This window comes from Aeromonas sp. 600276, from assembly GCF_049175815.1.
Lineage (GTDB): Bacteria > Pseudomonadota > Gammaproteobacteria > Enterobacterales > Aeromonadaceae > Aeromonas > Aeromonas dhakensis.
On sequence record NZ_JAAKVU010000012.1, the window covers coordinates 19048 to 32876 of the forward strand.

At 62.5% G+C, this 13829-nt stretch carries 12 protein-coding genes; 6 read left to right on the forward strand and 6 right to left on the reverse strand.

Features of this window, described 5'->3' with window-relative positions; all coding sequences use genetic code 11:
• Positions 1–162 precede the first annotated feature (162 nt).
• On the forward strand, positions 163–444 hold the full coding sequence (locus G5134_RS13125; protein ID WP_065017604.1) for a RepB family protein: 282 nt from the start codon (positions 163–165) through the stop codon (positions 442–444).
• A 214-nt stretch (positions 445–658) separates the two neighbouring features.
• Here the strand turns inward: G5134_RS13125 and rsmF are convergent, their stop codons facing one another.
• The 4 genes from rsmF to G5134_RS13145 form a co-directional block, all read right to left on the reverse strand.
• Entirely contained in the window at positions 659–2086 is a 1428-nt protein-coding gene (gene rsmF, locus G5134_RS13130; protein WP_065017778.1) for a 16S rRNA (cytosine(1407)-C(5))-methyltransferase RsmF, read from the reverse strand.
• 130 nt (positions 2087–2216) lie between these two features.
• Positions 2217–4769: an MlaD family protein gene (locus G5134_RS13135; RefSeq protein WP_065017605.1), complete on the reverse strand. Its 2553-nt coding sequence runs from the start codon at positions 4767–4769 to the stop codon at positions 2217–2219.
• A 77-nt stretch (positions 4770–4846) separates the two neighbouring features.
• A complete protein-coding gene (locus G5134_RS13140; protein WP_019840923.1) occupies positions 4847–5455 on the reverse strand; it encodes a paraquat-inducible protein A in 609 nt (202 codons plus the stop codon).
• On the reverse strand, positions 5433–6065 hold the full coding sequence (locus tag G5134_RS13145; protein WP_017779025.1) for a paraquat-inducible protein A: 633 nt from the start codon (positions 6063–6065) through the stop codon (positions 5433–5435). The genes G5134_RS13140 and G5134_RS13145 overlap by 23 nt, the downstream gene beginning before the upstream one ends.
• Before the next feature lie 148 nt (positions 6066–6213).
• On the opposite strand from G5134_RS13145, the gene prpB reads away from it, so the two are divergent.
• From prpB to G5134_RS13160, 3 genes are all read left to right on the forward strand, one after another.
• Positions 6214–7101 (forward strand): methylisocitrate lyase, encoded by an 888-nt coding sequence (gene prpB, locus G5134_RS13150; RefSeq protein ID WP_024941789.1) that lies wholly within the window; start codon positions 6214–6216, stop codon positions 7099–7101.
• An 11-nt stretch (positions 7102–7112) separates the two neighbouring features.
• Positions 7113–8240 carry a bifunctional 2-methylcitrate synthase/citrate synthase gene (prpC, locus tag G5134_RS13155; protein ID WP_010633991.1) on the forward strand — a complete coding sequence of 376 codons (1128 nt, stop codon included), beginning with the start codon at positions 7113–7115 and terminating at the stop codon, positions 8238–8240.
• Positions 8241–8369: 129 nt separating this feature from the next.
• On the forward strand, positions 8370–9815 hold the full coding sequence (locus G5134_RS13160; RefSeq protein WP_065017606.1) for a bifunctional 2-methylcitrate dehydratase/aconitate hydratase: 1446 nt from the start codon (positions 8370–8372) through the stop codon (positions 9813–9815).
• Positions 9816–9905: 90 nt separating this feature from the next.
• Here G5134_RS13160 and G5134_RS13165 read toward each other — a convergent pair whose 3' ends face one another.
• Positions 9906–10649, reverse strand: a complete 744-nt coding sequence (locus G5134_RS13165; protein WP_065017607.1) for an FFLEELY motif protein — start codon at positions 10647–10649, stop codon at positions 9906–9908.
• Between the two features lie 211 nt (positions 10650–10860).
• On the opposite strand from G5134_RS13165, the gene G5134_RS13170 reads away from it, so the two are divergent.
• Together G5134_RS13170 and G5134_RS13175 are read left to right on the forward strand one after the other, a co-directional pair.
• Positions 10861–11238 carry a polyhydroxyalkanoic acid system family protein gene (locus G5134_RS13170; RefSeq protein ID WP_082970027.1) on the forward strand — a complete coding sequence of 126 codons (378 nt, stop codon included), beginning with the start codon at positions 10861–10863 and terminating at the stop codon, positions 11236–11238.
• A 292-nt stretch (positions 11239–11530) separates the two neighbouring features.
• Positions 11531–12955 carry a wax ester/triacylglycerol synthase family O-acyltransferase gene (locus G5134_RS13175; protein ID WP_065017609.1) on the forward strand — a complete coding sequence of 475 codons (1425 nt, stop codon included), beginning with the start codon at positions 11531–11533 and terminating at the stop codon, positions 12953–12955.
• 66 nt (positions 12956–13021) lie between these two features.
• Here G5134_RS13175 and G5134_RS13180 read toward each other — a convergent pair whose 3' ends face one another.
• Positions 13022–13819 carry a hypothetical protein gene (locus tag G5134_RS13180; protein WP_065017610.1) on the reverse strand — a complete coding sequence of 266 codons (798 nt, stop codon included), beginning with the start codon at positions 13817–13819 and terminating at the stop codon, positions 13022–13024.
• Between the last annotated feature and the right edge of the window lie 10 nt (positions 13820–13829).

Genomic DNA, 13829 nt, shown 5'->3' on the forward strand with positions numbered 1-13829 from the left:
TTTTTTATGTTAAATGATATCTTGTTGATCCAATGATATATTTGCAGCGCACTGGACCTCACCCCATCAAGAAGGGGAGAGTCAGGCTCCTCACGTTCGTCAGCGAATGGTGAAGAATCGATGAGAGATAACAGGCGATAAAAATCAAAGTTGCAAGGTGATATGAGCCAGGAAATAGAAGTGAGCGGGGCGCAAGACAACGCCGAACGGCAGCGCCAGCACGTGAAACGCAAACAGGAAACTCACAGCCGGTTGCAATGCTGGATCAGCAATCGCCATGCCGAGCGGCTGGCCATGTTGGGGCAGTTGCTAGAAGACAACCAGGCATCCCTCATCGAACAGGCCATCGATCTGCTCTTTCAACAAGAGCTGCAACATGAGCAGCAACAGAAACAGGACAGGGCGCAGATCGATGCGCAAGCACCGGCGGAGCTGCTCGAGTAAACGTGCCAGCAACTGAGGCAGAGATCGAGAAACAGGGACATAAAAAAAGCCAGGTACGAATTCCTTGTACCTGGCATAGGGGAATTGGCTCCTTGCAGAGCCGTGCGCTAACTGGTGTTCGGATTGCCTTTAAGCTTAGACAAGGCTCAAGGCTTTTCAAGATCCGCGCAAAGGTTCAACCGGAGTGTGGGTTTTCCTGCTCCGGTACAACTTGCTACACGAACAGATTGTTATCGCGCACCAGCTCGCGGGGCAGGGCATTCTTGACCCGGCTGCCCACCCATTTCCCCATGCCCAGGGTATGCCCCTGATAGCGGACGATCACCTCGCCAGTGCCGGCGGCTTGCTCCGGCCACACGTCCCGCCCCATCATGAACTCCCGCGCATTCGCTATATCGAGCTCGACGAATCCCTTGCTCGCACCGTCACCATAGGCCAGCGCCCACTCATGGGTCAGCCGATACCCTTTCTTGAAAGTCTCCGCCAGTTTCAGTCCGATGCGATCGAAACGCAGCTTGCCCTGTACCTGTTCGAACAGCTGGGGGAAGAGCCAGATCTCCTCGCTGCGGCCAAACAGATTTCCCTGCGGCACCACCCCGAAGGCAGCTTCAATCTCGCGCAGCATGGGTTCGGACTCCTTGGCCGGCAGCGGCGAGAAGGGAAATTTGCCGAGCTTGCCCGGTTTGAACATGGTGTTGGGCACTGAGTGGTGCTTGCGCAATCTAGCGACGAAAAAGCCTTCACTGTCGAAGATCTGGGGCCAAACGTGCAGATATCCTTCCGGTGTACAGGCTTTCTCCGCAGCGGGGAAGAGATCGGCCAGCGAGTCAAAGCTGAAGGCATCGCCGAACTTGTCTTGCAGTGACTGACAGACGGCCTGGTTCTCCTGCAGGCTCAAGGTACAGGTGGAGTAGACCAGTACGCCCCCCGGTTTGAGGGCATGGAAGGCGCTCTCCAGCAACCCTTGCTGCACGGCGGCGATTTCGTCAATGCTCTCGATGCTCCAGTTGCGCAGGGCGTCTTCATCCTTGCGCACCGTGCCCTCGCCGGAGCAGGGGGCGTCGAGCAGGATGGCATCGAAGGTTTCCGGCAACCACTGGCCGAAGACCTTGGCATCGAAGTGGGTCATGCCCACGTTGGTCACGCCGCAGCGTTGCAGATTGGCACTGAGCACCTTGAGCCTGCTGCTGGAGTACTCGTTGGCAACCAGCATGCCCTGGTTGTTCATCAGGGCCGCGATCTGGGTGGTCTTGGAGCCGGGGGCCGCCGCCGCGTCCAGCAACATGCCGTCACGCCGGGTCTGCTCACAGGCAAACAGGGCGGTGACCGGCAGCATGGAGCTCGCCTCCTGAATGTAGAAGAGGCCGCTCAAGTGCTCGGCGGTGTTGCCAAGGGGCACGCTCTCGTCTTCGCGACTGAGCCAGAAGCCGGTGTCGCACCAGGGCACGGGATCAAGCTGCCAACCGAGCGGTTGCATCCGCGCCACAAACGCCGCCACCGATATCTTCAAGGTATTGACCCGGATGCTGCGCCGCAGCGGTCGTCGACAACTGGCCACGAACTCATCCATGGAGAGGTGCGCCGGCATGATGGCTGCGATATGGCGCAAGAAGTGATCGGGAAGATAGGTGTTGTCGTGCACGGAGCCGTCTCGTTGACCGAAAATGAGGGGCGACATCTTATCACAAGGGCAGGAATATTCTGAAAGCGCAGCGGCTAAAAACAAGCCCGGCACAGTGCCGGGCTTGAGTGAGCGTGGGTGAGGGGAGAGATCAGGGCTGGATGCGGGGGCTCCACTCCTGCCACTCTTTCTCTGCCTTGGCATGCAGCGGGTAGCTGTGGCCGGCCTTGACGGTCGGCCCCATCTCTTTCTCTGGAGTGTTGAAGGCGATGCCGCCGGCGAGCAGGCTCTGCACCGTCTCCACCTCTATGGTGCCACCGGTCAGGCCGATATCCGCCTTGACCCCGGAGACGTTCCAGAAGCGGGTGTTGGCCCGCACCAGATGGGCGTACTCCTGCTCCACGTTGACGTCGATCAGCACCTCGCTGCCATCGCGGGCCAGCGCCACCTTGGTCACGCTGCCCACCACCATCTTGCGAAACAGCAGTGGACTGCCGACGCTCAAACCGTTGACCGACGCGCTCTTGAGGGTGAGCGCCAGGCCGGCCGGGCCACTCTGGCTGAGGGGGAAGCGCTCCTTGCCAGCCCCTTGGCCGGGCTGCGCCTCCACAAAGGCGCCCTTGATCAGGGTATCGAGATGAGCCACGCCGCCCAGTCCCAGCTTGGCCTGCACCAGGGTGAAGCGGGCACCAGACTGCAGGAAGCGCGCGGCATACTGGCCATCCAGCTCGGCCTTGAAGATCACCTGGCCCAGGGTCGGCTCCAGCTCAATCTGTTCAATCTTGCCGATGTCGACCCCGCGGTAGCGGATCGGGCTGCCGACCCCGAGCCCCGGGTTGCTGTCAGCCACCAGGGAGAGGGTCCGAACCTTGGCCTTGGCCTGCTCCTTGCTGTCAAACAGCTGATGACTGCTGCGGCCTGTGCCGAGCCGATCGAATTCGATGGCGCCGCGTAGCAGGGTGGCGAGATTCCCCACCTTGACCTGTACACCATCCACCCGCACCCGGGTATCCAGCGCCGGCTTTTTCCAGAATTGCGGCTGCTGCTCGAGCAGGGGGGCATAGACACCGGCGATCTCGAGTTCGATCTCCACCCCCTCCTTGGCGGCGCGCAGCGCATTGACCTTGCCGGCCTCGAGCCCCAGATAGAGCACCGGGGAGCCGATACCGATGCCATCGGCTTGTTCAGCCTTCAACATCCAGCGACGGGGCTTGGCATCCCGGGTGCCGAGCAGGGCCAGCTCCTGGCTGGGATAGAGCCGGTTGACCCGCTCGCCAGAGGGGGCCTGCACCAGCTTGATGCCACCGCCAATCCAGGCGCTGGCCGGGCTGGTTTCCACCTTGATGCCGCTCAGATCGGCATCGATCTGCAGCGGCGCCGCCCGATAGAAACGGGCCCGGTTCAGCAGATGCTGATACTGGTTCTGCACGACCAGAGCCACGCTGGCGTTGCCACCGCCATCCAGGGTGAGCTGGCTGATCTGGCCCACCTGCAAGCCCTTGTACCAGAGCGGCGCCCCTTCGTTGAGGCCGGCCAGATCGTCGGCCTGCAGCACCAGCTTGATGCCGCCCGGTTGCTCCTTGCTGCTCAGGGTCATGGCCTTGACCCGCTCGCCCGCCACATAGTCGAGGCGAATGGCCGGGCCCGCCAGCAGGCGATCTGCATGCTTGATGCCGCCGGCGCCGAGGGAGACGCTCTCCCACACCAGACGGCTGTTACCGGTGATCCGAAACGCCTGCTCCGGGTTGATCAGTGCGCTCACCACCCGGCCCTTGTTGGTGAGGCGAATGGGATCGATGCGGCCGATCTCGATGCCTTCAAACAGGATGGGCATCCCCTCCTTGATGGGCAGATCCCCCGCCTGGATGTCAATTCGCTCGCCGCGGGCCGCCTCGGCCAGGCCTTTGTAGAGGGTGAAGACCTGGCCTTTCTCCGGCTCCGGGGAGTCCTTGGGAGAGTCGAAGGCGATGCCGCCGCTCAGGATGGAGGTGAGGCTGCCGGCCTCCACATTGACCCCGGCCAGGCTGAAGGAGCCCTTGATGCCGCTGATGTTCCAGAAGCGGGTGTCGGCCTTGATGAGGTGTTCAAAACGCGGCTCGATCACCAGATCCAGGATCACGTTCTGGTTCTCTTCGCCAAGGCGGGTGTTGATGACGCTGCCCACCTCGATGCCGCGAAAATAGAGCTTGGCGCCGATACCGACCGAGCCGAGTGAATCGGCGGTCAGGTGCAGCATCCGCCCCTGGGCCTGATAACCGGGGGGAGGGCCGTCCAGCGCGTCGAACTCCTCCTGCAGCGGGTTGTTGTCCCGCCCGGGCTGCAGGTTGATGTAGTTGCCGGAGACCAGGGTATCGAGGCCGGAAATCTCGGTGAGCGACGCTTTGGGGCTCACCAGCCAGAAATCCGAACCTTTGCGGATGAGCGGGCGGGCTCGGCTGTCAATCTTGGCCAGCACGGCTATCTTGCGGCCATCCTCGGCCAGCGCCAGCTCCTGTACCACCCCGATGGCGACCCCCTGGTAACGCACTTGGGTCTTGCCCGGCAAGATGCCGTTGCCCTGGGCGAAGTTGATGCGAATAAGCTGGCCACTGCTGACAAACTGCTGGTAGATGAAGCCCCCCGCCAGCAACAGGGCGATAAAGGGCAGCAACCAGACGGGTGACAACCAGCGACGCTTCTCAATGACGGGTTCAGCCCCGATCATACCGACTCCTTAATTGGCTGAGATAAACAGCAGTTCAGATAAAGACAAACAGTTTCAGGCATATGTGATGGCCGACCCTAACGGGCCGCCTTGTCCCACAGCAGGCGCGTATCCAGCATGCGGGCCGACATCATGGTCAGCACAACCACACCGGCAAAGGCGGTGGCGCCGGGGCCGGCCCGCACGTTGAGCAGCACCCCGCGATCCACCAGGGCCACCATCAGCGAGATGACGAACAAGTCCAGCATGGACCAGCGGCCGATGAAGTCGATGATGCGATACATGATGAGCTGGCGTTTGCGCCGCACCGGCTTGCTGCGCTGCAGTTGCCAGCAGATCCAGCCCAGCCCCAGGATCTTGCCCACCGGCACTATGATGCTGGCGGTGAGGACTATGGTGGCAATCCCCGACATCTTGCTGCGATAGAGCATCATGATACCGCTGAAGATGGTGTCGGACTGCAACAACCCCTTGTTGTAGAAGTGGGTGATGGGCAGCAGGTTGGCGGGCAACAACATGAAGCTGGCCAGCGCCAGCAAGCCCCAGGACCAGGCCAGGGAGTGGGGAATGCGCACTTGCAGCCGGCTGTGGCAGCGGGGGCAGACGCTGCCCACCTGATAGCGCACCAGCAGGCCGCAGGTGTGGCAGCGGCAGAGCCCCAGTTCACGGGCGCTGGTCTGGGACATGGTCCGGCTCCTCCAGCGGTACCCGCTCCCAATAGGGGGCGGGGTCAAACAGGATCAGCAATGTCAGGTTGAGCAGCATCAGGATCCCCAGGCTAAGCAGGCCGCCGCCGAGGCGCACGTCGGCGATGTCGACCAGCTTGAACAGGGCGACCAGCAGGCTGACGATGTAGACCTCCAGCATGGCCCAGTGGCGAAACACCTCCACCGACTTCAGAGTCGGCGCCAGTATGTGCCAGCGTTTGGCGAGGCCCGAGGCCAGCGCAAAGATCCCGAGCAGCAAGCCCACCGGCGCCAGTACGGCGCACCAGAACACCAGCCCCGCCACCCAGATCTCGTGTTCGAGCAGCAGCACCAGGATCCCTTTGAGCAGGTTGGCGTCCGAATTGACGCCGGCCAGGCGCAGGTAGATCAGCGGCTCGAAGAAGGCGGACGGGAGCAACAGGAAACCGGTGATGGTCAGCGCCATCAGCTGGGAGGGGCGAAATGCGTAGCGCCCGTACAAATGCTGATGACAGCGGGGGCAGTGGGCGTGGCGCCCAAGCGGCAATAACTTGCGTTCGATCAGCAAGTCGCAAGCCGGGCAGACGATCACGGGATTGGGATCCGACATTACGATTCAACCTGTTGAAGGAATTGGTGAAATTTACCCTAAAAGCCGCGTCCTGTCTTGCCTGGCAGGGGTCTGCCACGAAAGTATGATTGACGTTAACGTAAACGTGATATTAGATAGTCAGACCAGACAAGTGAAAGGAGTCATGATGTCCAGCCTTACCCCCTCGGCAGGTCTGCGCTTTCGCACCGCCCTCGCCAATGAACGCCCCCTGCAGATCGTCGGCACCATCAATGCCTACATGGCGCTGATGGCAGAGCGCAGCGGTTTTCAGGCCATTTACCTCTCGGGCGCCGGCGTGGCCAACGCCTCCTATGGCCTGCCGGATCTTGGCATGACCAGCCTGAACGACGTCTTGACCGACGCCGAACGCATCACGGCGGCGACCCGAGTGCCGCTTTTGGTCGACATCGACACCGGCTGGGGCGGGGCCTTCAACATCGCCCGCACCGTACGCGCCTTCGAGCGTGCCGGAGTAGCTGCCGTGCACATGGAAGATCAGGTCGCCCAGAAGCGCTGTGGCCACCGACCCAACAAGGCGGTGGTCTCGCAGGAGGAGATGTGTGATCGCATCAAGGCGGCGGTGGATGCCCGCGAGAACGACGAGTTCGTCATCATGGCCCGTACCGACGCGCTGGCGGTGGAGGGGATTGGCCCGGCGCTGGAGCGCGCCGCCGCCTATGTGGCCGCCGGGGCAGACATGATCTTCGCCGAGGCGGTGACCGAGCTCGGCCAGTATGACCTGTTCAAGCAGGCGGCCGGGGTCCCCATTCTCGCCAACATGACCGAGTTCGGCAAAACCGAGCTGTTCGACAAGGAGGCGCTCGCCGCCCACGGCGTCGACATGGTGCTCTATCCCTTGAGCGCCAGCCGGGCGGCCAACCAGGCGGCCCTCAACGTCTATCAACACCTTCGCCAGGATGGCCATCAGCGGGCCGTCGTCGACACCATGCAGACCCGGGAGTCGCTCTACGACTTCCTCGGTTATCACCACTACGAGCAGACGCTGGACCGTCTGTTTACATCCAAGGACTAGGAGGAAAGGCAATGGGACAGCAAAAACCGTTGGGTGGCGCCGGCCTGCGTGGCCAGAGCGCGGGGGAGACCAGCATCTGCACCGTGGGCAAGAGCGGCACCGGGCTCACCTATCGCGGCTATGACATCCAGGAGCTGGCCGATGGCGCCCAGTTCGAGGAGGTCGCCTACCTGCTGCTCAAGGGCGAGCTGCCGGACGAGCAGCAGCTCGAGGATTACAAGCGGACGCTGCGCAGCCTGCGCACCCTGCCTGCCGCCTTGCTGGAGGTGCTCGAGCGCATTCCTGCCGACGCCCATCCCATGGATGTGCTGCGCACCGGCTGCTCCATGCTCGGTGATCTGGAGCCGGAGGATGGCTTCGAGCACGAGCATGAAGTGGCGGATCGGCTGCTGGCTGCCTTCCCTGGCATTCTCCTCTATTGGTACAAGTTCAGCCACGACGGGGTGCGCATCGCCCTCGACACCGACGAAGAGTGCATCGGCGGCCACTTCCTGGCACTGCTGCACCAGAAGGCGCCGAGCGAGCTGGAGCGCCGGGTGATGCACGTCTCCCTCATTCTCTACGCTGAGCATGAGTTCAACGCCTCCACCTTTGCGGCGCGGGTCTGCGCCTCGACGCTCTCGGATATGTTCTCCTGCGTTACCGCGGCCATCGGCACCCTGCGCGGCCCGCTGCACGGCGGCGCCAACGAGGCCGCCATGGCGATGATCGAGCCCTGGCAGGATGAGGCCCAGGCGCGGCGCGAGCTGCAGGCCAAGCTGGCAGCCAAGGAGAAGATCATGGGCTTTGGCCACGCCGTCTATCGCACCTCGGATCCGCGCAACGTCATCATCAAGAACTGGTCGGCCAAGCTGGCCGAGGCGGTGGGCGATGACCGGCTCTATCGCGTCTCCTGCGAGGCGGAGAAGGTGATGTGGGAAGAGAAAGAGCTCTTCCCGAACGCCGACTTCTTCCACGCCAGCGCCTACCACTACATGGGGATCCCGACCAAGCTGTTCACCCCCATCTTCGTCTGCTCGCGGGTCACCGGCTGGTGCGCCCACGTGATGGAGCAGCGCGAACACAACCGGATCATCCGCCCGAGCGCCGATTACGTCGGCCCGGCGCCCCGGCATTTCGTCTCGCTGCAGCAGCGATAACCATGGGCGGCCCTGTCACCCCATTGCGTCACCCGACACCGGCAACAGCGGGGTCGATGTGCGCAGGCGGTCGGGCAGGGCGCCGTTTCATCACCCCGTTTCATTCACTACAACGATAAGGAAGTCACGATGTCCGCCAACGTCGACGTCAACCACAGACCAGACCCCGATCAGGTGCTGGTCGATATTGCCGATTACGTCTGCAATCACCCCATTACCAGCCAGGCCGCCCTCGATACCGCCCGTTACTGCCTGATGGATACCCTGGGCTGTGGCCTCTTGGCCCTGCGTTTTCCCGAGTGCACCAAGCACCTTGGTCCCATCGTGCCCGGTACCCTGGTACCCCATGGTGCCCGGGTGCCCGGTACCCAGCTCTGTCTCGATCCGGTCAAGGCCGCCTGGGATATCGGTGCCATCATCCGCTGGCTCGATTACAACGACACCTGGCTGGCCGCCGAGTGGGGTCACCCCTCCGACAACCTGGGGGGGATCCTCGCCACCGCCGACTGGCTCTCCCGTACCCGCGTGGCAGAAGGCAAGGCGCCGCTCACCATGAGCGATGTGTTGACGGCCATGGTGAAGGCCCACGAGATCCAGGGGGTACTGGCGCTGGAGAACTCCTTCAACCGGGTCGGTCTCGATCACGTGGTGCTGGTGAAGGTTGCCAGTACCGCCGTGGTGACCCACATGCTGGGGGGGACCCGCGATCAGGTGATCGATGCGGTCTCCCAGGCCTGGGTCGATGGCCAGAGCCTGCGTACCTACCGTCATGCACCCAATGCGGGTTCGCGCAAGAGCTGGGCGGCGGGGGATGCCACCTCCCGCGCGGTGCGCCTAGCGCTGATCACCATGAGCGGCGAGATGGGTTATCCCGGCGCTCTGACGGCTCCCAAGTGGGGCTTCTACGACGTGCTGTTCAAGGGCAACCAGTTCTCCCTGCATCAGAGCTACGGCAGCTATGTGATGGAGAACGTGCTGTTCAAGATCTCTTACCCTGCCGAGTTCCATGCCCAGACCGCGGTGGAGTGCGCCATGAAGCTGCATGAGCAGGTGAAGGGACGCCTCGACGAGATCGACCGCATCGAGCTCACCACCCATGAGTCGGCCATTCGCATCATCAGCAAGGTGGGCGCCCTCAACAACCCGGCCGACCGGGATCACTGCCTGCAGTACATGGTGGCGGTGCCGCTCATCTTCGGGCGTCTCATCGCCGAGGATTACGAGGACGCCGTGGCCGCCGATCCCCGCATCGATGGGCTGCGCGCCAAGATGGTGGTGCAGGAGGACAAGCGCTACAGTCGCGAGTATCTGGAAGCGGACAAGCGATCCATTGCCAACGCCATCCAGATCTTCTTCAAGGACGGCACCCATACCGCCAAGGTGGAGGTGGAGTACCCGGTCGGCCATCGTCGTCGCCGCGAGGAGGGGATCCCGCTGCTGGTAGAGAAGTTCCGCCACAACCTGGCCACCCGCTTCCCGGCCAAACGGGCCGAGGCCATCCTGGCCCTCTGCCAGGATGGCAAGCAACTGGCCGCCACCCCGGTGCACGCCTTCATGGATCTGCTGGTGATCTGACCGCACTCCTGTCCAGCAATAAACGAAAAGCGGGCCACTCGGCCCGCTTTGTCATGTTTGACTGCATGTGTGCCTGCATGACTCCCAAGGTCAATCCAGCACTGTGTCATCGCCCGCCAGCAACGCCTGCATGATCGCCGTCTCGCGGCTGGCGATGGTCTCGAGAAACCCGCTGGCCCGCCCCATGTGGTGACAGACCCGGTAACCCCGCTCGACAAAGGAGAAGAGCTCGCCCAACCCCGCCAGATGGGCCGGCCCCGATATCAGCTTCAAGGTCGCCCCGAGCAGCGGTTTCCTGGCCAGCCGGTCCAGGGTCATCCCCAGCTCGTTGACCAGTTGCAACTGATGACGGCGGCGCGCTTCTTCACCCACCTCCTGATAGGCGAGGGCATAGGCCTTGGCGTTCAGCCGTGCCATGCTGCCGCTACGGCGCAGCGCCACCACCATCAGGTAGTCGAGCTCCTCGGAGAGAGCATCGAGTTCAATGGCCTGCGCCAGCACCTTGAGGCCGGACTCCGGCAACAGCCGCTCGGCGGTCGGCATCACCCGCATCACGTCCGCATCGCGGCGGGCACAATCCCCCGGCCCGTAGAGGTCGGTCAGGAAAAACTGCGCGGCCGGGCCGTAGCGCTTGCTCTCCAGCAGATCGCGGTGAGTGCGCCCCAGCCGATCGGCCTGCCATTGGCGCAATGCGTCCCTGTCTTGCTGATCCTGCGGATGGGTGCGCATCTGCTCGCGCAAGGCGGCCACCTGGTTGAGCTGACGGTAGAGTCGCCCCAGGGTGCTCTCTTCATCCATGTGGTGGTCATCGGATGGTTGTTTCTCTTGGGTCATCTGCTGCTCTCTTGACCTGTGTTCTCTGGTGTACCCCATGGCCTGTGACGGATAAAACGGGCGGCCGGCGAGGGGCGGGAGTCACTCGTCACGAGCCGTCAGCCCAGTGTAACGCGGAGGCAACCCAGGCGGAATCGATGGAGCTTTTACTCGACAGCCTTTGTTAAGTGAGTCCCAAATATGTTGCAAATCACTTTCACTTGTTTGATTCATGTGTTTAATATCAGTAAATGTCGTCACCGCTCAGAGAGTTAGCATGTTTCTATACGATCCCCTTGCCGGCAGCAGCCTGTCGACCATCCAGGTCAGCCGTCAACACCCGCTCGGCCTCGCCGGTGCTCGGCTCGCTGCCGAAGCCATCGCCCAGGACATGAGCGAAGAGTACGAGCTCGACTGCGAGTGGGAAGACGAGGAGGAGACCCGCTTGCTGTTTCGCGGCGCCGGGGTCAATGGCTCCCTCTGCCTCACCGAGGATACCCTGTCGCTGGAAGTGCGCCTCGGCCTGATGCTGTTACCGGTACGCAGCGTACTGGAGCAGGAGATCCTCGAATATGTCGATCAGCGCCTGCCTTGTCCCGCGCGGCGATAACCAATCCAATAAAGACTGATCCAGCGCAATAAATAATGGTGAAATAGCGCGCTTTATATTCTTTTGACGAAATGGCCGACCTGGAGATTATTATTCAGGCGGCATATCACAAGTCTGATTTTTAATTTTCACTGGGCAATAAGAGCCTCTGCCTTTGTCATGGATGGCTGGCGTAAATTAATCGCCGTGCAGTTTCACCAACATAAGAAAACATTGTTTGTTGCTTCCGTTCTGGTCGCCGACGTCCAGAACGAAATGTGGCACAAATAATGCGAAACGATAGGGATAATACATGTCTGTGTGTGAACTCATCTCCTGTGTCGATACCGCCTGGCTGCGGATGGACAGGCCCAACAATTTGATGCAGATCGTCGGCGTGCTGATGTTCGACGGTCAGCTGGATGAAACCAGATTGCGCGAGAGCCTGCTGCACACCGTACGGGTACAGCCGCGCTTCGCGCAGAAAGCCTGCCTGGAAGGGGGAGAGTACTACTGGCGTACCGACCCCGATTTCGATCTCGACCTGCATCTCAAGCGGGTGATCCTGCCGGGCAAGGCCGGCAAGGCCGAACTGGAGCGGCTGGTGGCCGACTTTGCCTCCACCCCCCTCAACCACCAGCGTCCGCTCTGGGAGATGCACCTGGTAGACACCTCCCTCGGCGGCCAGGCGCTGGTGGTGCGCTTTCATCACGCCATGGGGGACGGCTTCTCCCTGGTGCGGGCCATGCTCACCATGATGGACGAGAGCCCGGTTGCCCCTCCCAGACCGCAGCCCGAGCCGGTGGCCAACGACGACGGCGACGAAGAGCACGATCAGCAGGGCAGTCGCCTGCTGCGGGCCGGCCTCAAGCTGACCGGCACCCTCTGGTCCAAATACGTCGAGGTGCTGACCCACCCCACCAAGGCGATGGACTACCTCAAGACCAGCCGGGACGTGACCGCCGAGCTCTACACCATTGCCACCCTCTCCGATGATGCCGATACCCGGCTCAGGGGAGAGACCGGCTGCACCAAGCGGGTAGCCTGGTCAGAACAGATCCCGCTGCCGGACGTGAAGGCGGTGGGGCGGGTGCTCGGCTGCTCGGTCAACGACCTGCTGATCGCCGCCACCGCCGGGGCCTTTCGCCACTATCTGCTGGAGAAGGGCGACGAGGCCGACGTCGACATCCGGGCCCTGGTGCCGGTCAACATGCGCGCTCCGGACGACAAGGGGGCCCTTGGCAACCGCTTCGGGCTGGTGGCCCTGGATCTGCCCCTCAACATCGAACATCCGCTGCAACGCCTCTATGCGGTGCGGGATCGGATGCAGGCGCTCAAATCTTCCCTGCAGCCGGCGGTGGTGCTCAACCTGCTGGAAGTGATGGGCATGGCCCCCAAGGCGGTGCAGCAACAGGCCATCGACATCCTCTCCGCCAAGGCCAGCGCCGTCATCACCAACGTGCCTGGCCCGCAGCAGACCCTCTATCTGGCCGGCGCCAGGTTGCGCCAGCCGCTGTTCTGGGTGCCCCAGGCCGGCGATATCGCAGTCGGCGTCTCCATCCTCTCCTATGACAACAAGGTGCAGGTGGGCCTGATCACCGACAAGAAGCGGGTGCCGGACCCGGATCTCATCGTCGAGCGCTTCGCGGTGGAGTTTGAGCAGTTGCTGCTGCTGGTGCTGATGGAGCCGGATCTGCTCTGCGACCCCGCCATGCTGGATCAGCTGCTGCACGGCTGATCCGCCGCGCTTCAAACGCAAGAGGCCAACCCGGGGGTTGGCCTCTTGTTTTATGAGTCTGGCGAATTACTCCTCCTCCAGCTCCTCACGGGCGGCTTCCACATCGAGCCGCTCCATGGCATCCAGCGCCTCGCACTCGGCAGCCTCGCCATAGAGTGCCTCGGCCGCCGCCATCTTGCTCTTGCCGTGCATCATCACCATGGCATTGGCGTACTCCATGCGGGCAATGGCGGAGTGAGGGATGATGGCCAGCGCCGCCTTGAAGTGACGCTCGGACTCATCCTTCTTGGCGCCGTAGGTGATGCCGCCGATCATGGCGCCCAGCTTGTCGATGATCTCCGCATGCCAGGCACCGAAGGCGATATGGGCTTCCCCGTGGTCAGGCTCCAGCGCCAGCGCCTGCTCCAGGCTGCTCTTGATCTTGTCACCTATGCCGATGGAGAGTGCCTTGGAGACCGAGATCACCTGGCTGTAGCGACCCAGCGCCAGGGCGTGGAAGTACCAGGCGTTGACGTTGTCTGGCTGACGTTTTTGCAGCCTCTCGGCGTTGCTGGCGGCCAGCTCGAACGCCTCGCGCTTGGCATACTTGTCATCCAGCAGGTAGCTGGCGTGGATCACCAGCGCCTTGTTCGCCACGTTGAGGCCATCCTCGCCGGCGGCCAGCCCCAGGCTGACGGCCCGGGCGAAATCACCGGCGTGATAGGCGCGCCATGCTTCCTGTACCTGTTCATCTTCGGGCCAGGGCTCGGCATCCCCCTGGTGCAGCCGCTCCCAGTGCTGCTCAAGGCGCTCCCCGGCATAGTCATAGGTGGCCTCCGGCCAGGGGAAGGGGGTGAAATCGAAGTTGGGCTGTGAAGTGGTCATATGATTCTCC